Here is a 22,805-nt window from a genome sequence, read left to right as displayed (position 1 = left end):
TGCGTAGGAAGGGCTTTAGTCCCGATTTTTCGTTCCAGCGACGGAGTAGCCTCGCGGCATATCCCACCCCAAACCAGCCACCGATTCCGATTGAAAACCGCCACCGGCTTCAATCCAATGTCGGCCAGGGATTCCAACTACAAAATCACCACTGGCGCCGACAGATATATATTCGGATGAAGGCTGGGTTTCGGCCAATACCTGTCAATTGGTAATTTAACGTTAAGGGCAAATCACGTATCAATAACAGTCATTCATGCTTAAAGTATCCAGCCAGTTTGAATTTTTGGCTTACTTTGATAATTACAATTATTCGCTTTTTTCATACGCCATTAGGGCTTGCCAAGTTTCCCGAACACCATGAAGTTGCCAAACGCCTGCAATCTTATGAAAAGTTGCGGTGTAATTAATCCGATCCCTACCCAATATGAATTCACAATCAATTAAAGCCTTATCTTTATTTTTATTAAAACGGGGTTTAGAGTTTTTACTCCATCTTCCAGCATATAATGTATTGCCTATTTTTTCTCCTGCTTTAATAAGATTTACATCTGCAATAGATTCAGGTTTTGAATCAATATAGTTTATTGCTTGCTGGATGTCTTTAGTTCGGTTTTTATTATTTAATGCGGCTTCAACTAAAATCTGCCTGCTAACTGGTGCTCCAATCAGCATTAGGGTTTGAATCGCTCCAGATTCAACCCACCGGTCTTTATATTTGTTTAGCACTGACTCTCGCAAAAACGCCCATTCTTGATCTGAAGATGGCTCGATTAAAGCTGTGACTACATGATACGCCCAGCGACTACCTAAAACTCCATCGTTTGGTTGTGGCGCATTATTGACAATGAGTCGCAAGTCCTCTGGAGCTCCAATAAGAGAAAGCAAATTTATTACCGCTAGACCAACGTGAGGATCATTTATTAACGATCTTAACGCAGGTCTTAGTTTTTTTTCTTCAGAAAATACTAGTTCTTCAAGTGGCTCATTTTGAAGTGAATCAGGGTAGTCTCCCGCTAGAAGTTCACGTAGATGGATAATTTGCTTTTCGCCAGAAAGCTTAATAATAGTTTTTAAATTAAATGGATTATATTTTCTCTTTACAACGTACTGAGATTTATAATTTGATGATGAATATTCCTCATAACCTTTTTTAGAAACTCCATAGAATATATGCTCATCATGAGGAGCAGCAAATTCGTCATAGCTTCCTTTAATTTGTCCATTTTTGTCTGACCTTAATCGTGCTAAAGATATTTCGCGGACATCATCATCAGTTATTGTTTTTAACCAGTAGATATTAACCTGAACATTACTAACAGGTCTTCCTAGCCCGTCAACAATTGACGTGTTTAGCTCTTTAGCCTTAACAGAGGACATTCCCCCAATCAATACTATCGAAATTATTAAATACCTAAGTCCAAATTCCATAATTCATCCAATTCCAGATTTATTTTTTTATGATAACTGTCCACTTTACGGTAAGTATCAGACGGTCAAGAAAATCCGCTGAATGGCAACTTAGGGTCGAAAGCCGTCATTCACTACTTACGTTTGTATCACTTTTAAACCTGGTTTGAAACGTTTGCAACGGGGTTAAAAAACCCGTCGCGCTTAGGTCGCATTTCAGGATCAGAAACGACATAGTTTTTCCATTCTTCAATGGTTATTTCTGGACCTTCTTCCTCGAACCACTCTGCTTTTCGAGTTATATGAACTTCGTAACCCACGGAAATACTCCTAGAAAGCTAACGCGAAGCTCAGCGGCGCCAAAGTATTAGAGTATCCGCAGGCTTGGCTAAGTCTCCAAGATTGACTAATGAAGTCGAATTGTCGTCTGACACTTTTGCTCCTAACGCCAAGCTCACCCGACGAAAACCGCGTAGTGGTTTTTGGTCGGGTGAAGCGCATGGTTAGGCTTATTTGCCAAATAAATCTTGTTGAGATTCTGCATATTTCTTTGCCTGTTTATAGACTTTTCCTTGAGGTGTTTGCAATGATTGGGTCGAATCATATTTACCTATTACGGTAGTTACAGCATACCCAGTAATAACAATTTCACCAGTCTCATCGAGTTTTCTTTGTATTTCAAGGACACAAGTAATTGTACTGCCATTTTGAAATGCAACCTGCTTTGATTGTACTTGATACCGAAAATCGCTATCAGCCATCGCAAATGTGATTACCTCATCCTCATAAATTCCTTTCCACTTATAATTTCCTGCCTTAAGAACTGGAGATACTATTTCAATTATTGCATCTTCAACATTTATAGACTTTAATGCCTTTGAGTGTATTATGAAAAATCTAAATGCGTCTCTATCGATATTTATTGACGGGCTGACAGGGATATTTTCAGAATCCAGATGACTGTATGAAACATTTGAAATTTTTTCATACCTTATTGCTTTCTCATAAAAGTTAGATCTTCTTACAAGAACCTTTGAACTTTTAATTACCTCATCAGATATAATCTCCAATGCCTCTTGATCTTCCTTATCTTCTTTAAGCTTCTTTAGCTCTAGTTTAAGTTTTTCAATATTTAACCTAGATTCTTCAGTTTGTAATTCAAGTAACTTCTCTTCTGCGGCATTACGTTCGGAATCGGTTGGCGGATATCTTGACATGACTAATGCAAGCACTGCGACTACCAATGCCACTTGTGGAGTACCCAGAAAATTCCATACTTCCTTTAACCCTCCTTCAGAAAATGCTTCAGATTCAACGTTGCATTTAACCAAAAATGAGAAATCCCCCGGCTTAGCCGGGGAGACAGCAGGAGTTTGACATTTAGAGGAGTCCATCAGGAAACTCGAGAGCGTGAGCCGCCAAGCAAACGCAAGAGGAGAACCTGATGGACGAGAACGAAAGCTTAAGCCACTCGAAATGGGAGTGCAAATATCACGTTGTGTTTATTCCCAAGTGCCGTCGCCGAACGCTGTATAGGGCGTTGCGCAAGCATTTGGGCGAGGTGTTTCGAAGGTTAGCGAGTCAGAAAGAAAGCCGAATATTGGAAGGGCATTTGATGCCGGATCATGTGCATATGTTGATATCGATTCCACCGAAATATGCGGTGTCGCAGGTGATTGGCTACATCAAAGGGAAGAGTGCGATTCACTTGGCCCGTGTTTATGGTGAAAAGAAGCGTAACTTTGTCGGTCAACATTTCTGGGCGCGAGGGTATTTTGTTTCGACGGTGGGCCGGGACGAAAGGATGATACGGGAGTATATCCGTCATTAAGAACAGGAAGACCAACGAATCGAACAAATGAACCTTTGGCAATGAGTCGCCGCCTATTGGCGGCTAAAGTTAAAGGGCCGCGTTAGCGACCCTATTTACCGCTTTGAGCGGTTCACAACATAAAGCCCCCGGCTTTGCCGGGGGATATTTACTGCCGAGGATTTCAGAACATTCTTTAAAAAGAGCTAATAACTCCCTTTCACAATCATTTCTTACTGACGCATCCATAGAATGAGAGTCATCACTAAAAAAGTAATGAAGCTCAAATTTTTGGAGACATCTAGATTCCATCGTATCTTTCCTTATAGCCTAACTATTGATTATCAGGCAAATCTGCCCATATAACCTGATATTAACCGCCTTTTCAGGCACGTTTGCCTCGATAACTTGATATTGGCGGCCAATTCAGGCAATCTTGCCTGCGTATTAAATTCGCCGCTGACTTTATCAGGTAGGTGTTTTATGTCAAGCACCAAATCGCCAAGCTTATTGAACGATGTGCGTCGCGTGATGCGGTTGAAACATTATTCCTTGCATACCGAACGTATTGGATCAAGCAGGGCCGTAGGGTGGATAAGCGAAGCGCCATCCACCATAGGAACGCAAATAGGTGGATGGCGCTTCGCTTATCCACCCTACAACTTTTATTATTTGAATGGCTGATTTAAATTTTAAACCGACATTCAAGATAAATACACGAATTTTCTGCCTTGGGTCGTTTGCGTCAATTCGCCATTCGCAAAAGCCATCATTCAATTCTGGCAGAATCGTTTGGTAATCGATGGCCAACTTTGGATTGGAACCGGTCGCGGCTTTGCGACCGGAATGCCTGGCGGTTTTGAAGCCGGAATCAGTGGTGGTTTTGATCGGAATATGCACTCGCGGCATATCCGGCGACGTTGATCGTCGCAAGCCCCGTGAACTGTGATCGGCATCACTTTTCGGGAAATCGACTAAACTTACTCGTGCTTGGGAAATGCCGGCGTCGTCGGAGCTTAGCCTTTCCGCAACTTGGCATTTTTCCTGCTGTCCAAGGGTGATCGCCAAATCCTTGGCGAAGGTCGCCGGCGACGCGATGCGCGTCGGCGCGAAGTAGGGCGGCGCACCGACAGCGTCGCCGGAAATCGGGAGGTAGCCATGAAGAAGTGGACTGTCTTTTATGGAAGGTGCGGATTACTGGGTGTGGTGTGCGGGATATTTATCGTCGCGGAACCCGGATACGCGGACAGCTCGGATAAACTGGTACTGACATTATCCGAAGCCGGCTTGGCGAAGTTCGACGCGGCCGCGCAAGCCGGTCAGTCGCCGTCGCAAACCGCCGACGAATTGCTGCCGTTGCAGAAATCCAAACCCCGGCCGGTGAACCTGGGTTGCGAGGTCGACGTTAATCAGTACGGCGTGGACAACAATGCGTTGAGTAGCCGATTGACCGGCGAGTGTAATTTTCGCTATCGCTACTGATCGAAGAGCGAGCGGGATTAGGCATCCATACGCCAACCGCTCTTTCCAGAATTATTCCCGTAACAATTGCTCGCACAAGGCCGGTAACGGCGGCGGGACGGAAACCGGGCCTGGCGCCGGCGTTTTGGCTTCCTCGGTAAACCACCAAGCCAGGCTGGCGTCGCAGCCGTCGCCGGCCGGCAACGGCTCCTGGCCTTGGCACGCCGGGTTGTCGGCAGGGCATTTCAAACGCACATGAAAATGATCGTCGTGCTTCCACCAAGGCCGAATCTTGCGCAGCCAGCCGCCGGCGCCTGGCAGTTTAGCGTCGCACAAATTTTGTTTGACGGCCGGATGCACGAAAATGCGGTCCACCTCCGGACGTTGCGCCGCCGCTTCCAAGACTTGAACGTGCTTGGGCGACCAGGCGCGCCGATCGATGCGATACGCGCGCATATCGACCACCGACGGCGCGCTCCAGGTTTCCCGTTCTTCGGCGGACAATAGGCGCCGGTCGGCTTGCGCCGAAAGCAAAAACCAAATATCCACGTCCAGGCCGGATTGGTGGCTACGGTGGCCGCTGAGCGTCGGGCCGCCGCGAGCTTGTCCCAAATCGCCGATCAACAAGGTGCCAAGCTGGCGGTCGCGTGCGGTTTGGCCGAGCGCTTGGATGAAGCCGATCAGTTCGGCATGGCCGTAATAGCGTTGCCGGGACAGGCGCATCACCTGATAACCCGGCCCTTGGAGCGGCAAGCTTGCCGCGCCGGCGATACAACCGTTGGTATACGAGCCGATACTGAAACTCCCTGCGGGATGCGACGAAGGCGCTTTGACCGCTGACCAGTCGGCGGCGCTGGAGCCGGCGACGGCGGGCGCGGCGAAAACCGATACAGCGGATAGTAAAGTTAGGAAAGCACGAATCGAGAACATAAGATAGCCGGCGGTAAACAGTCCCGGCATTTTAAACCAGCCGGCGGGGTAAAGGGTTTTCGGCACGGTAGTGGATATGATGAAGCGCCTGGATCAACCGCACTTGATATACCCGTTCATCGGCGCTCGCCAGTTACGGGATCAGACAAATTTGCAAGGCATCCAGGTCGGCCGCAAGCGGCTGAAAACCTAGATGACGAAAAATGGGCATCGAAGCAGTGTGCGGCAAGCCCAATACTCGCAAGATACGCCAGGCCACGAAGTCCATCCCTACTTGCCTCGCGGCGTGACCATCAATCACACCAATCAGATCTGGGCGCTGGATACCACCTGCATTCGGTTGATCAAAGGATTCGCGGTTTTGACGATGCTCGTCGACGCGTGAAAAGCCAAGGCTGTCCGCTAAGTAGTATGGACGGCCGCGGCGCCTGGCGGGATAATGTTTGTGTCGAGCGATTAGGGCGATCTGCCAAGTACGAGCAGATTTACCGGCATGCTTACGATTCTGTCGACCAAGTCAGAGCTTCAATCCTGGACTATTTTGAGTGGGACAACCACGAACGACCACATTTCAGTTTGAAACGAAAAACGCCGTATCAGGCGTATAACGATGGCATGCCAATCCTCGAGATTGCCGCCTAGACCAAGGCAGGGAGTTAACTTTGAATTCTGGATGTGCTGTTTAAACAAATAGAGCGACTTATCAATGCCGTACGATGCAAGCATTGGAATCCAAATCAGTTTGGCGGACATGGATTTTCCCGATTGGAAGCGTGACCTAAATGTGGACTCGTTTGTCATATACGGCCTACTGGACGAAAGGAATAAAATCCGTCCATAAGATGATGCAAAACTATAGTATTTGAAAAACCATATTCATAACAAGCCGGCCAATCCAGTAAATGTAGGTAACAAGAAGGTAGCGGTGCTGTTTGCTGATAGTAACTCCTTGGTGGCCTTTTTCGATATGGGCGGTAGCATTGCCGAACGTTCCGTTAAGCAACTTTCTGCCCGTCAGTCGTTGAGCGAAGTGTTCCGTGATGCGGGTTTTACTAACGACAGCGTCAAAATCAATGTCGAGCAAATCTTCAAACTGGTTTCGCCCAGCCCCAAATTAAAGACAATCTGAGAAGGAAAATAAATGAAAATCGAGACCTTGAGGATAAAAAACTTTAAGGCGTTCAAGGATGTTGAAATGCTGGATATTCCCAGTTTTTGCGTGATTGTAGGTGCCAACGGGACAGGTAAAAGTACCTTGTTTAACGTTTTTGGTTTTTTAAAAGATGCTCTTACCACCAATGTGACTACTGCGTTGATCAGACAAGGTGGAAATCGTGGCTTTAGGGAAGTTAGGACTAGAAACAGCCAAGAACCCATTGAAATTGAAATTAAGTTTCGAGATAAACCCGATAGTCCCTTGATAACCTATTTTCTTCAAATAAACGAACAGCATGGTAAACCTGTAGTTGAACGTGAAATATTGAAATATAGGCGTGGCAGTGGAGGGCAACCATGGCACTTCCTGGATTTCTCTCAAGGTAAGGGAGTTGCGGTGACGAATGAGCTGGAGTCTGTCCGAGATGTTAGCGAATTGAAACGGGAAGAACAATCGCTTAAATCACCCGATATTCTCGCGGTTAAAGGTCTTGCACAATTCGAGCGCTTTCCGGCCGTGGTGGCTCTCGGCAATCTGGTTGAAAACTGGCATGTTTCCGACTTTCATATCAGCAAGGCACGGCCTGAACAAGAAGCTGGCTACGCTGATCATTTATCCCGCGAAGGTGAAAATTTATCTCTGTTCATCCAGTATCTATATCAATTTCACCAAAGTGCTTTTAACGAAATCATTTCAAAAATTAAACATCGCGTCCCAGGTATCACAAGCGTAGAGACGAAGACTACGGAAGAAGGCCGAGTGTTATTGAAGTTTCAAGACGGTGCTTTTGAAGATCCTTTTTTAGCAAGGTATGTCTCGGACGGTACCATAAAAATGCTGGCTTATTTAACGCTTCTTTATGATCCAACCCCACATCCATTGTTATGCGTTGAAGAGCCGGAAAATCAACTCTATCCAAAGTTGTTGTGGGAGCTGGCCGAAGAGTTTAGAGCCTATTCACTTCGAGGTGGTCAAGTGTTTGTTTCCACGCATTCGCCTGATTTTTTGAATGCCACACAACTTGATGAAGTGTTTTGGTTGGTAAAACAAAATGGTTACACCCAGATAAAACGGGCCTCTCAAGATGAGCAAATTGCAACATATATGAGAGATGGCGATCAAATGGGTTATCTATGGAAACAAGGTTTTTTTGATGGAGTTGATCCTGAATGAGTTATCTGGTTTTTTTGCTGGAAGAACCTTCGGCAGCAGAAATGTTGAAGGGGATTTTACCAAGGCTATTGCCCGCTGAGATTACTGTAAAATTTATTATCTTCGAAGGGAAACAGGATTTGGAAAAGCAGTTGGAACGCCGATTGAAAGGTTGGAATCAGCCCAACTCCGCTTTTTTAGTCATGCGCGATAAAGACAGCGGCGACTGCCTGATCATTAAAAATCGTCTCATTGAGAAAGTGATGGCTACAGGAAAGCGAGCTTCAACTGTCGTAAGAATTGCATGTGCGGAATTGGAAAGTTTTTATTTGGGTGACCTCAAGGCCGTTGAAGGTGGACTTAACATACCTAACCTTGCCAAAAAACAGAATGTTAAAAAATTCCGTACGCCTGATTTGCTTTCGAACGCATCTGAGGAGCTATTTAAACTGACAGATGGAAGGTATCAAAAAGTTTCTGGTTCCAGGGATATAGGGCCTCACTTGAAGATTGATGGATCGAACCAATCCCATAGTTTCAATGTATTGTTAGCAGGTATCGACAAGCTGCTTGGAATGATCGCATGAAAATCAAATTTGTGAAGCAGAATTACCAATCCCAAGCTGTTGATGCTTTAGTCGAGCGTTTCGCCGAATGAATTTACAGTAGTGGTTTTAAATATCAACTTGACGCTGGTTACAGTATCCAAGGCTAATCGCGGGATGGATTATTGGAGAATGGGGGTACAACGAGGCCATTGTGCGCAATCAGGTGTAGCTGTTGGAGGATATTCGCACCTTGTAACGTCGGCAAAATCTGGTCATTTCAAATGTTATATTGGGCAACAAGAAAACCGGGTGCCTGGTCAATTTCGATATTGAGATGGAGGCCGGTAACGGTAAAATCTATTTCTATATCGAAACCCTGTTCGAACTGAACCAAATAACCTTTAAACGATGCTGGTTGCAGAGGAAGTAAAGCAAAGATTTTGGCTACTCACTTGTTGGCCTAGGACGCGGTAAGCGCTTGATCGACGGTCGATCGTCGCTCGCAGCCGGACGGGCTGCTGCCGAGGGGCGGAATCCCGGCCGCCAGACTTGCGTTGGCCGGGTTGCCTTGGTTAGGGTTGGCTCAGTCGTCCGCGAGTTTGGACAAATCCCGCACCGCGCCCTTATCGGCCGAGGTGGCGAAATGAGCGTAGGCCTTTAGGGCGACCGATACCTTGCGAGAACGCGGCTTGGCCGGTTTCCAGCCCAGTCGCTCTTGTTCGGCGCGGCGCTGGGCCAGTTCCTCGTCGGACAGCAGCACATTGATGGTCCGATTGGGAATATCGATGCGGATACGGTCGCCGTTTTTCACCAGACCGATCGCGCCGCCGGCCGCCGCTTCCGGCGAACAGTGGCCGATCGACAAGCCGGAGGTGCCGCCGGAAAAGCGGCCGTCGGTCAATAGCGCGCAGGCTTTGCCCAGACCCTTGGATTTGATGTAGCTGGTCGGATACAGCATTTCCTGCATGCCGGGGCCGCCTTTGGGGCCTTCGTAGCGCACGACGACGACATCGCCGGCGACGACTTTGTCGGCCAGGATGTTTTCCACGGCTTCGTCTTGCGATTCGACCACGTGGGCGTTGCCTTCGAACACCAGCAGGCTGTCGTCGACGCCGGCGGTTTTGACGACGCAACCGTCCAGCGCGATGTTGCCGTACAGCACCGCCAGGCCGCCTTCCTGACTGAAGGCGTGCTCGAAGGAACGGATGCAGCCTTCGGCGCGGTCGGTGTCCAGGCTGGGCCAACGGGTATCCTGGCTGAACGCGACTTGCGACGGAATGCCGGCGGGACCGGCGCGATAAAAGGTTTTCACCGCATCGTTGGGGTTGCCGGCAATGTCCCATTGCGCCAGGGCTTCACCCAGGGTTTTGGCGTGGACGGTCGGCACGTCGGTATGCAGCTTACCGGCCCGGTTCAACTCGGCCAGAATCGCCACGATGCCGCCGGCGCGGTGTACATCCTCGATGTGGTATTTGTTGGTGTTGGGTGCGACCTTGCACAATTGCGGCACCGTGCGGGACATCCGATCGATGTCGGCCATCGTGAAAGCAATGCCGGCTTCCTGCGCCACGGCCAGCAGATGCAGAATGGTGTTGGTCGAGCCGCCCATCGCGATGTCCAAGGCAATCGCGTTTTCGAAGGCTTTGAAACCCACCGAGCGCGGCAACACTGATTCGTCGCCTTGTTCGTAATACTGCTTGGCCAGTTCGACGATGCGGCGGCCGGCTTGTTTGAACAGTTGCTCGCGATCGGCGTGAGTGGCGACCACGGTGCCGTTACCCGGCAAGGACAAGCCCAGCGCCTCGGTTAGGCAGTTCATCGAGTTGGCGGTGAACATGCCGGAGCAGGAGCCGCAAGTCGGGCAGGCCGAGCGCTCCACCGCCGCCAAGTCGGCGTCGGAGACTTTGCTGTCCGCCGCCATCACCATCGCGTCGATTAAATCCAATTTTTTGATGTCGTCCGATCCGGCCAGTTTGGTCTTGCCGGCTTCCATCGGGCCGCCGGACACGAAGATGACCGGAATATTGATGCGCATCGCCGCCATCAACATGCCGGGGGTAATCTTGTCGCAGTTGGAAATGCAGACGATGGCATCGGCGCAATGGGCATTGACCATGTACTCGACGCTGTCGGCGATCAAGTCGCGGCTGGGTAGGCTGTAGAGCATGCCGTCATGGCCCATCGCGATGCCGTCGTCGACGGCGATGGTGTTGAATTCCTTGGCGACGCCGCCGGCGAGTTCGATCTCGCGCGCCACCAATTGACCCAGGTCTTTCAAATGGACGTGACCGGGAACGAACTGAGTGAAGGAGTTGGCGATGGCGATGATCGGTTTGTCGAAATCGCCGTCTTTCATGCCGGTGGCGCGCCACAGCGAGCGGGCGCCGGCCATGTTGCGGCCGTGGGTGGTAGTGCGTGAACGATAGCTAGGCATGGTGGTTCCAAAAAAAGAAAGGCCTTAACAGCCCAATAAAATCAAAACAATCAAGGACGTGCCGAGTGAAGCGAAGCTCATCTACGAACGCATCGATTGCCAACGATGCGCTTCACGGTGTTCAGCACATCCAACGTCTGATTCAATGCTCTCCCGCCAACGGCGAGTGAGGGAAAAATGGATTAAAACGTGTCCCAACCGCTGGAACGGCGGCGCCAGCTGAGTTTGGGCAGAATAAAGCCGAGTAGCACGCCGAACAAGGACAGGCCGCCGCCGTACAAAAACCAATCCTGGTTGGTACTGTCCGCCAAGGCCTGATTTTCGCGTTTTAACTGTTGTAGTTCGCGTTCGACGCTGACGACGCGTTCTTGAAGCTGATCGCGTTGCTGCTTCAATTGGATCGCATTGGCGGCGGTTTGTTGCAATTCGCTAAGGTCGGCGCTGAGTTTGTCGCGTTCCTTGCCGATTTCCAGGCTGCCGGCCTGCGCCGATTTCAGTTGTTTGTTTTCCTCGGTTAAGGCCTCCAACTTTTTGTTGGCGGCTTCGAGCTGGCCGCGCGCGCTGGGTTCGCCGGTCAGGTAGCGGCTAAGAATAAAGCCTTCGGCACCGTTGTTGGTCTGGATGTAGGTATAGCCGTTCTCGGTGCTTTCCTGCAACACGGTGACCAATGCGCCGTTCTCCAGCATTTTGACGATTTTGGTGCGCTCGCTCTCGCCGCTACGCAACGGTACTTCGACTTTGTCGGTGACGTAGGCCGTTCGAGCTTCGGCGATACCGCTAAACAACAGGCAGGCGGAGAGGTAGGCAAGGGTTTTTTTCACAGTGGCTCTCAAGGTTGGTCTAACGCAAGCCGGCGATTTTAGCGAAATTATCGGCCGATGAGAAATTCCAGCAAGGCCTTTTGGGCGTGCAAGCGATTCTCGGCTTCTTGAAAAACCACGCTTTGCGGACCGTCGATGACCTCGGCGCTGACTTCCTCGCCGCGATGGGCCGGCAAGCAATGCATGAATAGCGCGTCGGCATGCGCGGCCGCCATCACGTCGGCGTTGACTTGAAAATCCCTGAACGCTACTTCGCGGTGCTTTTGTTCTTCTTCCTGACCCATGCTGGCCCAGACGTCGGTGACGACCAGATCGGCACCGGCGGCGGCCAGCTCGGGGCTTTCGAAAAACGCCACGCGTTGGCCGGCGGCATCGACGATGGCTTGGTTCGGTCGGTAATCGAACGGGCAGGCGATGTGCAATTGGAAGTCGAACTGGCGGGCGGCGTTGATATAGGAATGGCACATATTGTTGCCGTCGCCGATCCAGGTCACGGTTTTGCCGGCGATGTCGCCGCGTTGCTCGAAGTAGGTTTGCATGTCCGCCAGCAATTGACAGGGATGCTTCAGGTCGGTTAAGCCGTTGATGACCGGTACCCGCGAATATTGGGCAAACGTCGTGACGGTTTCGTGTTTGTGAGTGCGCAGCATGATGCAATCCACCATGCTGGAAATGACTCTGGCGCTGTCTTCCAGTGGTTCGCCGCGGCCCAATTGGGTATCGCGCGGTGACAAGAACAGCGCGGTGCCGCCGAACTGGGCCATGCCGGCCTCGAAGGAAATCCGGGTGCGGGTCGAGGACTTTTCGAAAATCATCGCCAGCACTTTGCCTTTCAGCGGCTGGTAATCGGGATCGCGGTGTTGCTTGAGCGCGATGGCTCTGTGGATCAGGGCGCGGAGTTCGGCGCTGGACAGATCCAGCAAACTGGTGAAGTGTCTCGGTTGCATCGTGGATTACCTGCTGAATTCCTGTATGAGTGCCGACAAAGTCCCGGTCAGCATGGCGATTTGCGCGTCGTCGATCACGAACGGCGGCAGTAAACGTATTGTGTTGTCGGCGGTGACGTTGATCAATACGCCTTGTTCGAGAGCCATGCCGACCAGTTCGCCGCAGGGACGATCCAATTCGACGCCGATCATCAAACCTTTGTGACGAATCGCGGCGACATGCGAATTTCCGGCCAGCGCCTGGCTCAGCGCCGCGTGAATTTGCGCGCCCTTGGCGGCGACGCTATCGAGCAGGCCGTCGGCGGTGACCGAGTTCAATACCGCCAACGCCGCCGCGCAGGCCAGCGGATTGCCGCCGAAGGTCGAGCCGTGGTTGCCGGCCGTCAATACATCGGCCGCCTTGCCGCGCGCCAGACAGGCGCCGATCGGCACGCCGTTGCCCAAGGCTTTGGCCATCGTACAAACGTCGGGCAAGATACCGTTGTGTTGATAGGCCAGGAAGCGGCCGGTACGGCCGACGCCGGTCTGGATCTCGTCGAGTATCATCAGCAGATCGTGGCGGTCGCACAGCTCGCGTATCCGGTTCAGATAGTCGGGCGCGGGAATGTTGACGCCGCCTTCGCCCTGCACCGGTTCCACCATGATCGCAACGATATTGGCGTCCGCCGCCAACTCGGCTTCGATGGCTGGAACGTCGTTGTAAGCCACGTGGCGAAATCCGGCCAGTAGCGGCGCGAAGCCCTGTTTGATCTTGGTGTTCCCGGTCGCGCTCAGCGTGCCCATCGTCCGGCCGTGAAAGCTTTTTTCCATCGTCAGCACCACCGGTTCGTCGATGCCTTTTTGGTGGCCGTATTTGCGGGCGATCTTCAACGCCGCTTCGTTGGCTTCGGCGCCGGAGTTGCTGAAAAATACGTTATCCATGCCGCTCAATTCCGCCAGCCGGTCGGCCAGCTGAGCTTGTAGGCCGACGCCGTATAGGTTGGACGTATGCAGCAGGGTCCGGCTTTGCGCGCACAGCGCGTCGGCCACCGCCGGGTGGGCGTGACCGAGGCTGCACACCGCGATGCCGGCGACGGCGTCGAGATAGCGTCGGCCGGTACTGTCCCACAACCAAGCACCTTCGCCGCGCGCGAAGGTGACGGATTGGCGAGCATAGGTCGGCATCAGGTGACTAGTCATGGGCGGATTCGCTATCGTCAAATGGAAAGAGGTTTTCTTTAAAAAAAGCGCGCGATTATATTTTTTTGAGGTCTGCTATGCAATGCCTGATTCGCCGGGCGGGAAAATTGCCGGTTGCGCCGGGTTGGCGCGGCGAGTCGCAGCGGCGGGGCGAAGCGGGGCAATCTGTTCCGGATCGGTCGTTTTGACTTTGTTCGGCGCGGGCCGCGGGGCGTGTCGCCAAGCGGTTTCCCAACGACGTTTGCGGCGCGCGGAGCGGAGTCGATACGTGGATGGGCTTAGTCTTCGCTCTAGCGCCGGACGGTCGGGCGAGCGCACTCCGAAAATGTCCGATATATGAGAGTTGTTATAAACCTGTAACATTGATGGATTAAAGTCGTCTGCATTTAGGCTCAGCGGTTGGTTTTCGAACAGACGCCAACAAGGGACTTGCATTGAACGACAACGACTACCTCCTCGACGATAAGAAACACATCGTATCGATACGGCTGAACAATTTCGACCGGATCGCGGTGCGCTCGACGGCGGCGCGCTTGTTTGTCCGGGAGTCCGAGCTGTACCGCTTCGCGGTTTATCATTTATTGCACCGCTTGCATAAGTTGCACGACGATACCTGTGTCGGCAGCGATTTGTTGCCCTTATTCCTGGAATTCAAGGACGAGATCAACAGTCAACTGGGTTTGAACAAGCATCAACTGTTTAAGATCTTCAACAGTCGCACGCCCGATCCTAACAAATTCGTGGCGATGGCCGACATCGAACTGCTGCTTTTGCCGTTGCATGCGGTTAGGCAGCGCTTGCAACAAATGCCGGACGCGGCCGCCCAACGCCAGCCCGATACCTATGCCTGGTTGTTCGCTTATCTGCGCGAAAAATACCACTTCCGCGACGGCGAAATTCCCGCTCCCCGCCCGGTGGAAGGCGATCCGGACGACGGCGCGGTCGACTGATTGCTCACGCCGCCGCAGTTCCGAGGAATTCCCGGTGCCAAGTCACGAAGTCGCCCGGCGCCAACGGTCTGGCGAAGTGGTAGCCCTGTACTTCGTGGCATTGATGGCTTTTAACGCATTCCAGTTCGGCCAGATTTTCAACGCCCTCGGCGATGGTTTCCAGGCCCAGGCTATTGCCCAGCGCGATGATGGCCTTGACGATAGCTTCGTTGGCCGGCGTGTTTTCGATATCGCGGATAAACGATTGGTCGATTTTGATTTTGTTGATCGGGAAGGTGCGTAGATAACTCAGACTGGAATAGCCGGTGCCGAAGTCGTCGATGGCCAGTTTGACCCCCAAGCTCCGCAGTTCGCCCAGAGTTTGCGCTGCGCGGTCGGCGTGGGTCATCACCGCGCCCTCGGTCAGTTCCAGCTCCAGGTGTTCGGGAATCATGCCGGTTTCCGCGATCAACTGCGCGACTCGTCCCGCGAAACCGGGCTGTTCGAATTGCTTCGCCGAAATATTGACCGACATCCGCAGCGCAGGCAGGCCGGCAGCGATCCAGCTCAGATGTTGCCGGCAGGCCTGGCGCAGCACCCAGTCGCCTATGTCGTGAATTTGGCCGGTTTCCTCGGCGATCGGAATGAATTCGGCCGGCGAAATCGCGCCCAACGTGGCATGCTGCCAGCGCAACAAGGCTTCGACGCCGACGACCCGCTGGTCGCTCAGTTGAATTTGCGGTTGATAGTGCAACGAAAATTCACCGTTGCCGAGCGCGCCGCGCAATTCGGCTTCCAGTAGCATGCGTTCCCGCAAGCCGTCGTCGAAATGTTCGGAGTATAGCGCATAGCGATTGCGTCCAAGTTGCTTGGCTTGGTACATCGCGGCGTCGGCCTTGCGGATCAAGCCTTCGGCCGAGCTGTCGTGCAGCGGATACAAGACGATGCCCATGCTGGCGGTGACCTGCAAGGCGTGGTCGTAAACCGGCATCGGCTGGTCCAGCGCGGCGACGATATGGTCGGCAACGGTGGTCGCGGCGGTTTCGCCATCCAGATTCGGCAAGATAATGACGAATTCGTCGCCGCCTAGCCGCGACACGGTGTCGCTATGGCGGACGCACTGGGTCAGTCGCTCGGCCACGGTTTGCAGCAGGCGGTCGCCGACGCTGTGACCCAGGCTGTCGTTGATGTATTTAAAGCGGTCCAAATCGACGAAAATCAGCCCCAGCATCCGCCCGCCCCGCAGCGCGCCACGGCAGGCAGTCTCCAGCCTGTCCTTGAACAGCAGGCGGTTCGGTAGGCCGGTCAGTTGATCGTAATGGGCCAGCAAGTACAGATCGCGCTGTTTGCGCTGGGTGATTTCCTCCAGCAACGCGTGGCCGGTCGCCATGCCGGCGTAAGCGCCGTCGCGCAGAATGATGAAGCCGTTAACCATGTGGCGCATCCCGGCATCGATAATGATCCGCGCCACGTCATCGATGCCGGCGTTGATGTCGACCACGATGGGGTTGGCGTCCATGATTTCGGCGATGCGCTTTTTGTACAGCAAATCGCGGGCGAACGGCCGCAGAAAAATTTCAATGATCCGGCCCCGGTCCATAATGCCGACCGGCATCTGTTCGGCGTCAACGATGGCGACCGCCGGCAAATCTTCGTGGCGGATGAAGTGATCGAGCACATCGACGCAACGGCTGTTCCAGGCGATCGGTTCGACATGGCTCAGCAGGCGTTTGACCGTCGCGGTTTGGCCCGGCGTTTCGTCTAGGGTTTGGTCTTGCCGATGTTTGCGGGCGTCGTTGAGGGCGAGTTCGATGGAATGAATCGGAAACAGCATGAGGCACGCATGGGCAGGGGCGACGACGGCCCAGTATACGAGGGCGGCGTTACGGTTTTATGACGCGGCGCGGACTGGACAGGCGAGGGCGGCTTGGCTATGCTCCGCGCCTGTTGTTGCCTATGCAGGAGTTGTCCCATGACCATCAGTCCCGCGATTTTTCCCCCATTGATCCGCGCCGTTCAGGCCGACATCGCTGCCAACGCCGAGGCTGTTACCGAGTTGGATCAGGCGATAGGCGACGGCGATCACGTTTTCAACCTGCAACGCGGCTTGCAGGCCTTGGCCGAGCAGGCCGACGCGATCGCGCCGCTGGATTGGCCGGCGGCCTGGCAAAAAATCGGCATGACGGTGATGGCGGCGGTCGGCGGCGCGTCGGGCTCGTTGTACGCGACCTTGTTCATTGCGCTGCATAAACACAGTCGGGATAGCTCTGTGTCCGGCTTCGCGGCGGCGTTCGCGGCCGCCGTCGAGGCGGTCAAACAACGCGGCAAGGCCGATGTCGGCGAAAAAACGATGCTGGACGTTTGGGTGCCGGTGGCGCTGGCCTTGCAACAGGATGCCGAAGCCGGCAAATCACTGGACGAATTGTTGGATCATCTTTGCCAAGTCGCGGCGGCCGGCGTCGAAGCTACCCGCGATATGCTGGCGACCAAGGGCAGGGCGTCGTTCTTGGGCGAGCGTAGTCTGGGCCATATCGATGCCGGCGCCAAAACCGCGCAATTGATCGTCGCGGCGGTGGCCAGGGTGTTGAAAACGGCTTAATTCAGGTGGGGCGTCGAATCTTGATTTGACAGCGTTTCCTCAACAGCCCCAGCGCAACGCGGCGGTATTGACCGGCGCGTCCCACAGTTTCAGCATTTCCTCGTCCAGCACGGTCAGCGTTAGCGAGGCGCCGGCCATGTCCAGCGAGGTTGTGAAATTGCCGACCAGCGAGCGTTGCACGGTCAATCCGCGCCGGCCGCATTGCGCGTGAGCCAACTCGTAAAGCAAATGCAATTCGATCAATGGCGTACCGCCGAAGCCGTTGACGTGCAACAGCACGTTTTGGCCGGCGGCCGGCCGTAACTCGTCGAATAGATGCTGGGTCAATTCGGCGACGATGTGGCTGGCGTCGGCCAGTTTGACGGTTTCGCGGCCGCGCTCGCCGTGGATGCCGACCCCCATCTCGATTTCGTCGTCGCCAAGGGTAAAGGTTGGATGACCCAAGGCCGGTACCGTGCAACTGGTCAGCGCGACGCCCAGCGAGGCGGTGGCCGAAACGACCCGTTCGCCCAAGGCTTTGCAAGCCGCCAGATCGTAGCCTTGCTCGGCCGCCGCGCCGACGACTTTCTCGACGATGCTGGTGCCGGCCACGCCGCGTCGACCAATGGCGTGGGTCTTGGGCAGGGAAATGTCGTCGTTGACCAGCACGCTGGCGTTGGGGAGGTCCAGCATCTCGCTAGCCATTTCGAAATTCATCACGTCGCCGGCGTAATTTTTGACGATGAACAACACACCGGCACCGCCGTCGACGGCCTGAGCGGCGGAGATCATTTGATCCGGCGTCGGCGAGGTGAACACCTGGCCTGGACAGGCGGCGTCCAGCATGCCGAATCCGACGAAGCCGCTGTGCAAGGGCTCGTGGCCGGAGCCGCCGCCCGAAATCAGCGCTACCTTGCCGGGCTTAAGGTGCTTGCGACGCACGAAATGCGGGGTTTCGTTCAGGTCGACGATGTCGGCGTGGGCCTTGGCGAAGCCGCGCAAACTGGTGGTCAACAAGCTGTCCGGGCTATCGATGAACTTTTTCATGGTCACTCCTTGGTTTGCTGGTCAGGCGGCCAGTTCGCGCAACATCCGGGTCACGTCGCGGATATCGGGCACCACCCAGGTTGGGCCGTAGTCGGTGGCTTCCACGTCTTTTGCGCTGGATACTCCGGTCAGAACCATCAAGCTGCGAATACCGGTGCGCACCGCGCCGAGGATGTCGGTGTCTAGCCGGTCGCCGATCGCGATGGTCTGTGCCAGCGGCGCGCCGAGTAACTCGATGGCTTGCCGGTAGATGATGGGCTCGGGCTTGCCGATAATCATTGGCTGTATGCCGGTTGCCGCGGTCAGCGCCGCCAGGATCGCGCCGTTGCCGTGAGTAATGCCGTGCTCGGTCGGCAACGATATGTCGCCGTTGGTACCGATGAAATGCGCGCCGGCCCGCAGATTGAGGGTCGCGGTCGCCAGTTTGTCCCAACTGATTTCCCGGTCCATGCCGCAAACCACCAAATGCGCGTGTTGGTCGGGTCCGGTTTCGTAGAGGCCGGTTAGCGTAAAGCCCAGATCTTGCAGAGGTTTCCAGGTGCCGGTGCCGCCGATCGCGTAGGCGCGGGTGGTTTGGGGATCGTAGCGCTGCGACAAATACAAAGCGGTGGCCATCCCCGAGGTCAGAATTTCACGCTCGGCCACCGTAACGCCCATTTTTGCCAATTTGGCGACGTATTGTTCGGCGGTCATGCTGGCGTTGTTGGTCGCCAAAATAAACGGCAGTGCCAGGTCGCGCAAGGTTTCGAAAAAGTCGGTCAGGCCGGCTTGCGGCTGGTCGCCGTGCCAGAGTACGCCGTCCATATCGATGATCAGCGCGCGTATGTCGGTAAATGCTTGCATAAAAGTCTCGGTCTTTTTAATTTTTTTAATTTGCCGGGGCCTGGCAAACCGGGATGGTTCGGCCCTTGAGACGCCGGGCGGGGCTGCGGCACGCGTGGCGGCACAGAATTGCATAATCGTTGCTCGTCTGTCCAGTTTAGCTGGGAACTGCGTTTTTTCTTGACTTGCCGCCGATAACCTAGTTTAATGCGCGGCTCTTGACGCCCAGGTAGCTCAGTCGGTAGAGCAGAGGACTGAAAATCCTCGTGTCGACAGTTCGATTCTGTCCTTGGGCACCACGAATACCAAGGCCTTGCAGCAATGCAAGGCCTTTTTTATTTCCTGCGACCTGCCGGTTTCGGCTGGGTGTTTTCCTTGCCGAACGCCGGATTCCGCGCGAAATGTTACGACTTGGTTTACACCTGGAAGACAGGGTACATGACGGTTTTTGCGGAACGAATCTTGAGCCGACCGGCGGCTTTCCCAAACGGAGTCGCCGGTCGGCGTCTGCCAGAGGCCCAAATTTAGCCCACTGGCTGGGTGCCAATAGCAGGGCGTATTGTTGCTCGCCCTCCCGCTATTTCTTTCTAAAAACGCTCGAAATACGGCAATTCCGGCGCCAAGCCGGTCGCATCGTGGCGACGGCTTGGCGCCGCTCCGCGCTTGGCGGCCGTGGGTTTGGCGTGAGGTGCGTGGCCGCCGTGAGAAGTGCCGGCGCGACGTTGGCCGCCGGAACTGGCGATCTTAAAAAAGCTCATCAAACTTTGCAATTGCTCGGCCTGACCGGTCATTTCCTCGGCGGTGGAAGCCAGTTCCTCGCTGGCGGCGGCATTTTGCTGGGTGATTTGGTTCATCTGATTCATCGCGGTATTGACTTGGCTGACGCCGGCCGATTGTTCCTGGGAGGCGGCGGCGATCGCCTGCACCAGAGCGGAGGTTTTGGCGATGCTGGGCACGATGGCATCCAGCAAACGGCCGGCGCTTTCGGCGGTGCTGACGCTGGTTTCGGCCAATTGGCCAATCTCCTGGGCGGCGATCTGACTGCGCTCGGCCAGTTTGCGTACCTCGGCGGCCACCACCGCGAACCCTTTGCCGTGATCGCCGGCCCTGGCGGCCTCGATGGCGGCGTTCAAGGCCAGCATATTGGTTTGATAGGCGATGTCGTCGATGATGCCGATCTTGCCGGCGATGCTTTTCATCGCCTCGACGGTTTGCTTGACGGCGGCGCCGCCCTCGACCGCTTCCTGCGAGGCTTTGGTGGCCATGCCGTCGGTGACCTTGGCGTTTTCGGCGTTTTGGCCGATGCTGGTGGCCATTTCCTCGATGCTGGCGCTGGTTTCCTCGACGCTGGCGGCTTGCTCGCTGGACGCTTGCGACAGCGATTGAGACGTGGATTGGATTTGTTCGGAGGCGCTGCTTAATTGATCGGCGGCCGAAACCACGTCTGTAATGGTTTGGGAGAGCTTGGCGACGGTGTTGTTGAGGCTTTGCTTGACCTGATCGTATGCGCCTTGATATTGGCGGGTGACGGTTTTGGTCAGGTTGCCTTGTTCCATGGCTTCAGCCACGTCAATCGTATCCTTGAAGGCGATGTCCACGGTTCCGGAAAGCTGATTCAGCAGTTCCGACAACTCCTTAGTGAAACCGGCTTTACCGGTAAGATCCATCTTGACGCTAAAGTCGCCTCGGTTGGCCGCCGAGACGATGTCGCGGATTTCTCCGACAATTTGTTTCAAGTTACCGCGCAACTGTTCGACAGTGTCGTTGATGAAAGCCTTTTTGCCGGGAAATCGTTCCAGCGGCGCATCCAAGTTGCCTTCGCCGAATAATTGGATGCAGGCCATGGCTTGTTTCTTGACGGCAATGTGGGCGCTCACCATCTCGTTGACGCCTTGCGCCATGGTTTTAAATCCACCCTTGAATCGGGTAGTGTCCACCATGACATCGATATCGCCTTTTTGGTGTTCGCTGGACATATGATCCATCGCAGCCAGCAAGGCTTTAATGGTGTTGCTCATATGCAGCATCGCCGCCATCACGCTCGAGTTGTCGTTGGCGCGAAGCTTAACGGATTGATTCAAGTCGCCCGTGGCGATGCCGTTGGCCAATTCAGCGACGACTTCAGGCTCGCCGCCGAGGCAGTTCCACAGTTGCCGAAAGCCTTGCAGGCATAAACCAATAACCGCAAGCAAACTAAGCAGATTTAGCGCCGTCGACCACCGCCGCATTTGCGAAACTTCGATATTCAATTGGTTTTTTGCCGAATCGGCTTGCCGTTCCAAAGGACGACTTAATATGTCCAAACTCTCTATCAGTGTGTTGGATCGAGCGTCGAAACCGGTATCCGGTTGCTTCATCGCGCGATTGCCGGCTACCTTGCCTTCGGCAAGATATACGCGGGCCATTTCGATGCCGACATCGTAAAAACGCTCCAATTTTTCGCGGATTTCGTTTACGGCGGCATTGCTCTGGGGAAGCAGTAATAATATTTCATTCAACAAACGCCGGCTTTCCTCGGCATGCCGCTTGGCGTCGTCGAAGCCATCTTCGTCGCCGGTCGCACTGATGTCGGTTAGATATTGCTGAATTTGCGAAATGTGGTACTGAAGCAAATGCGCGCGATCTACCGCATCGGTGGCATGCTCGGCTTGCCTGTTGAACTCGGCAATGTTGTCGGCAATCCGGAAGCTGACCGTGATTTGTGCGGCGCCGACCAGACTCAGTAGCAACAGCAAGCGAATCCCCGCCGCGCGTAAACTGAAGCGATGCCGTTCGGATTGAAAATTGCCGTTAGGCTGGGCTAGGATTGCAAAGGGATCAGTGTTCATGCTGGCTCCTGATGTGCGGCATCGTCCGCATTGCTGCTAGCCTGTTGTAATCGATGATTTCCCAGATGCTCAAGATGCCGACAGCTTAAAAATCGCCGCCCGACCGCCCGGCTCGGACGGATTCGGACCGCGAGGCGGTAGCGCTCTAAGCGCGTTGCGCCACAGTGGATTTTAAAATCGCTCGAAATGCTGCAATTCTAGATCCAAGCCCGTTGGATCGTGGTGGCGGGCTGGCGTCGGGCCGAGTTTGATAACCCCAGGTTTGGCGTGATGCGCGTGGCCGCCGTGAGAAACGCCTGAACGATGCCGACCGCCGGAACTGGCGATCTTAAAAAAGCTCATCAAACTTTGCAATTGCTCGGCCTGGCTGGTCATTTCCTCGGCGGTGGCGGCCAGTTCCTCGCTGGCGGCGGCATTTTGCTGGGTGATTTGGTTCATCTGATTCATCGCGTTATTGACTTGGCTGACGCCGGCCGACTGTTCCTGGGAAGCGGCGGCGATTTCTTGCACCAGATCGGAGGTTTTGGCGATGCTGGGCACGATGGCGTCCAGCAAGCGGCCGGCGCTTTCGGCGGTGCTGACGCTGGTTTCGGCCAATTGGCCGATTTCCTGGGCGGCGATCTGACTGCGCTCGGCCAGTTTGCGCACCTCGGCGGCGACTACCGCGAAGCCTTTGCCGTGGTCGCCGGCCCTGGCGGCCTCGATAGCGGCGTTCAGGGCCAGCATATTGGTTTGATAGGCGATGTCGTCGAT

At 54.2% G+C, this 22,805-nt stretch carries 23 protein-coding genes and 1 tRNA gene; 10 read left to right on the top strand and 14 right to left on the bottom strand.

Annotated features, from left to right (window positions below):
• Positions 1-309 precede the first annotated feature (309 nt).
• The 3 genes from A1355_RS24925 to A1355_RS02015 form a co-directional block, all read right to left on the bottom strand.
• The gene (locus tag A1355_RS24925; protein WP_157197704.1) at positions 310-1,431 is read right to left on the bottom strand and encodes a hypothetical protein; all 1,122 of its coding nucleotides are present in this window, start codon (positions 1,429-1,431) and stop codon (positions 310-312) included.
• A gap of 134 nt (positions 1,432-1,565) precedes the next feature.
• Positions 1,566-1,730 carry a hypothetical protein gene (locus tag A1355_RS24920; RefSeq protein ID WP_157197703.1) on the bottom strand — a complete coding sequence of 55 codons (165 nt, stop codon included), beginning with the start codon at positions 1,728-1,730 and terminating at the stop codon, positions 1,566-1,568.
• 189 nt (positions 1,731-1,919) lie between these two features.
• Positions 1,920-2,804 (bottom strand): hypothetical protein, encoded by an 885-nt coding sequence (locus tag A1355_RS02015; protein ID WP_157197702.1) that lies wholly within the window; start codon positions 2,802-2,804, stop codon positions 1,920-1,922.
• 50 nt (positions 2,805-2,854) lie between these two features.
• On the opposite strand from A1355_RS02015, the gene tnpA reads away from it, so the two are divergent.
• Entirely contained in the window at positions 2,855-3,241 is a 387-nt protein-coding gene (gene tnpA, locus A1355_RS02010) for an IS200/IS605 family transposase (protein ID WP_064024468.1), read from the top strand.
• Positions 3,242-3,793: 552 nt separating this feature from the next.
• On the opposite strand, the gene A1355_RS24915 is transcribed toward tnpA, so the two are convergent.
• Positions 3,794-4,288, bottom strand: a complete 495-nt coding sequence (locus A1355_RS24915) for a hypothetical protein (protein WP_157197701.1) — start codon at positions 4,286-4,288, stop codon at positions 3,794-3,796.
• Between the two features lie 90 nt (positions 4,289-4,378).
• Between A1355_RS24915 and A1355_RS02005 the strand changes: the two genes are divergently transcribed.
• The gene (locus tag A1355_RS02005; RefSeq protein WP_157197700.1) at positions 4,379-4,702 is read left to right on the top strand and encodes a hypothetical protein; all 324 of its coding nucleotides are present in this window, start codon (positions 4,379-4,381) and stop codon (positions 4,700-4,702) included.
• Positions 4,703-4,753: 51 nt separating this feature from the next.
• On the opposite strand, the gene mepA is transcribed toward A1355_RS02005, so the two are convergent.
• Positions 4,754-5,611 (bottom strand): penicillin-insensitive murein endopeptidase, encoded by an 858-nt coding sequence (gene mepA, locus A1355_RS02000; RefSeq protein WP_082885304.1) that lies wholly within the window; start codon positions 5,609-5,611, stop codon positions 4,754-4,756.
• Positions 5,612-5,804: 193 nt separating this feature from the next.
• Here mepA and A1355_RS01995 point away from each other — a divergent pair, with 193 nt between their 5' ends.
• The 5 genes from A1355_RS01995 to A1355_RS01975 all read left to right on the top strand — a co-directional run bounded on the left by A1355_RS01995 (position 5,805) and on the right by A1355_RS01975 (position 8,506).
• Complete coding sequence (locus A1355_RS01995; protein ID WP_064024461.1) at positions 5,805-5,996, top strand: hypothetical protein; 192 nt, start codon at positions 5,805-5,807, stop codon at positions 5,994-5,996.
• A gap of 26 nt (positions 5,997-6,022) precedes the next feature.
• On the top strand, positions 6,023-6,253 hold the full coding sequence (locus A1355_RS26555; protein WP_082885303.1) for an integrase core domain-containing protein: 231 nt from the start codon (positions 6,023-6,025) through the stop codon (positions 6,251-6,253).
• A 220-nt stretch (positions 6,254-6,473) separates the two neighbouring features.
• Positions 6,474-6,740: a hypothetical protein gene (locus A1355_RS01985; protein ID WP_064024457.1), complete on the top strand. Its 267-nt coding sequence runs from the start codon at positions 6,474-6,476 to the stop codon at positions 6,738-6,740.
• A 12-nt stretch (positions 6,741-6,752) separates the two neighbouring features.
• Complete coding sequence (locus A1355_RS01980) at positions 6,753-7,940, top strand: AAA family ATPase (RefSeq protein WP_064024455.1); 1,188 nt, start codon at positions 6,753-6,755, stop codon at positions 7,938-7,940.
• Positions 7,937-8,506, top strand: a complete 570-nt coding sequence (locus A1355_RS01975) for a DUF4276 family protein (protein ID WP_064024453.1) — start codon at positions 7,937-7,939, stop codon at positions 8,504-8,506. The genes A1355_RS01980 and A1355_RS01975 overlap by 4 nt, the downstream gene beginning before the upstream one ends.
• 544 nt (positions 8,507-9,050) lie before the next feature.
• Here A1355_RS01975 and ilvD read toward each other — a convergent pair.
• The 4 genes from ilvD to A1355_RS01955 all read right to left on the bottom strand — a co-directional run bounded on the left by ilvD (position 9,051) and on the right by A1355_RS01955 (position 13,848).
• Positions 9,051-10,901 carry a dihydroxy-acid dehydratase gene (gene ilvD, locus A1355_RS01970; RefSeq protein WP_064024451.1) on the bottom strand — a complete coding sequence of 617 codons (1,851 nt, stop codon included), beginning with the start codon at positions 10,899-10,901 and terminating at the stop codon, positions 9,051-9,053.
• 182 nt (positions 10,902-11,083) lie between these two features.
• The gene (locus A1355_RS01965) at positions 11,084-11,722 is read right to left on the bottom strand and encodes a TIGR04211 family SH3 domain-containing protein (RefSeq protein ID WP_064024449.1); all 639 of its coding nucleotides are present in this window, start codon (positions 11,720-11,722) and stop codon (positions 11,084-11,086) included.
• A 47-nt stretch (positions 11,723-11,769) separates the two neighbouring features.
• The gene (gene argF, locus A1355_RS01960) at positions 11,770-12,669 is read right to left on the bottom strand and encodes an ornithine carbamoyltransferase (RefSeq protein WP_064024447.1); all 900 of its coding nucleotides are present in this window, start codon (positions 12,667-12,669) and stop codon (positions 11,770-11,772) included.
• Positions 12,670-12,675: 6 nt separating this feature from the next.
• Entirely contained in the window at positions 12,676-13,848 is a 1,173-nt protein-coding gene (locus A1355_RS01955) for an acetylornithine transaminase (protein ID WP_064024445.1), read from the bottom strand.
• Positions 13,849-14,282: 434 nt separating this feature from the next.
• Here A1355_RS01955 and A1355_RS01950 point away from each other — a divergent pair, with 434 nt between their 5' ends.
• On the top strand, positions 14,283-14,798 hold the full coding sequence (locus A1355_RS01950; protein WP_231883520.1) for a hypothetical protein: 516 nt from the start codon (positions 14,283-14,285) through the stop codon (positions 14,796-14,798).
• Positions 14,799-14,802: 4 nt separating this feature from the next.
• On the opposite strand, the gene A1355_RS01945 is transcribed toward A1355_RS01950, so the two are convergent.
• Positions 14,803-16,611, bottom strand: coding sequence for a putative bifunctional diguanylate cyclase/phosphodiesterase (locus A1355_RS01945; RefSeq protein ID WP_064024441.1), 1,809 nt, complete (start codon positions 16,609-16,611; stop codon positions 14,803-14,805).
• Positions 16,612-16,749: 138 nt separating this feature from the next.
• Between A1355_RS01945 and dhaL the strand changes: the two genes are divergently transcribed.
• Positions 16,750-17,376, top strand: coding sequence for a dihydroxyacetone kinase subunit DhaL (gene dhaL, locus A1355_RS01940; protein ID WP_064024439.1), 627 nt, complete (start codon positions 16,750-16,752; stop codon positions 17,374-17,376).
• 39 nt (positions 17,377-17,415) lie between these two features.
• Here the strand turns inward: dhaL and dhaK are convergent, their stop codons facing one another.
• Positions 17,416-18,402: a dihydroxyacetone kinase subunit DhaK gene (dhaK, locus tag A1355_RS01935; protein WP_064024487.1), complete on the bottom strand. Its 987-nt coding sequence runs from the start codon at positions 18,400-18,402 to the stop codon at positions 17,416-17,418.
• Positions 18,403-18,423: 21 nt separating this feature from the next.
• Positions 18,424-19,245 (bottom strand): HAD-IIA family hydrolase, encoded by an 822-nt coding sequence (locus A1355_RS01930; protein WP_064024437.1) that lies wholly within the window; start codon positions 19,243-19,245, stop codon positions 18,424-18,426.
• 202 nt (positions 19,246-19,447) lie between these two features.
• Here A1355_RS01930 and A1355_RS01925 point away from each other — a divergent pair.
• A tRNA-Phe gene (locus tag A1355_RS01925) sits at positions 19,448-19,523 on the top strand.
• Between the two features lie 288 nt (positions 19,524-19,811).
• On the opposite strand, the gene A1355_RS01920 is transcribed toward A1355_RS01925, so the two are convergent.
• Together A1355_RS01920 and A1355_RS01915 are read right to left on the bottom strand one after the other, a co-directional pair.
• Positions 19,812-22,052, bottom strand: a complete 2,241-nt coding sequence (locus tag A1355_RS01920) for a methyl-accepting chemotaxis protein (RefSeq protein ID WP_064024435.1) — start codon at positions 22,050-22,052, stop codon at positions 19,812-19,814.
• A 171-nt stretch (positions 22,053-22,223) separates the two neighbouring features.
• The coding region (locus A1355_RS01915; protein WP_231883519.1) for a methyl-accepting chemotaxis protein at positions 22,224-22,805 on the bottom strand (582 nt) is incomplete at its 5' end.

The organism is Methylomonas koyamae (genome assembly GCF_001644025.1).
GTDB lineage: Bacteria > Pseudomonadota > Gammaproteobacteria > Methylococcales > Methylomonadaceae > Methylomonas > Methylomonas koyamae_A.
Note: the sequence above shows the minus strand (reverse complement) of the source record. Positions and strands in the feature narration are given on the sequence as shown.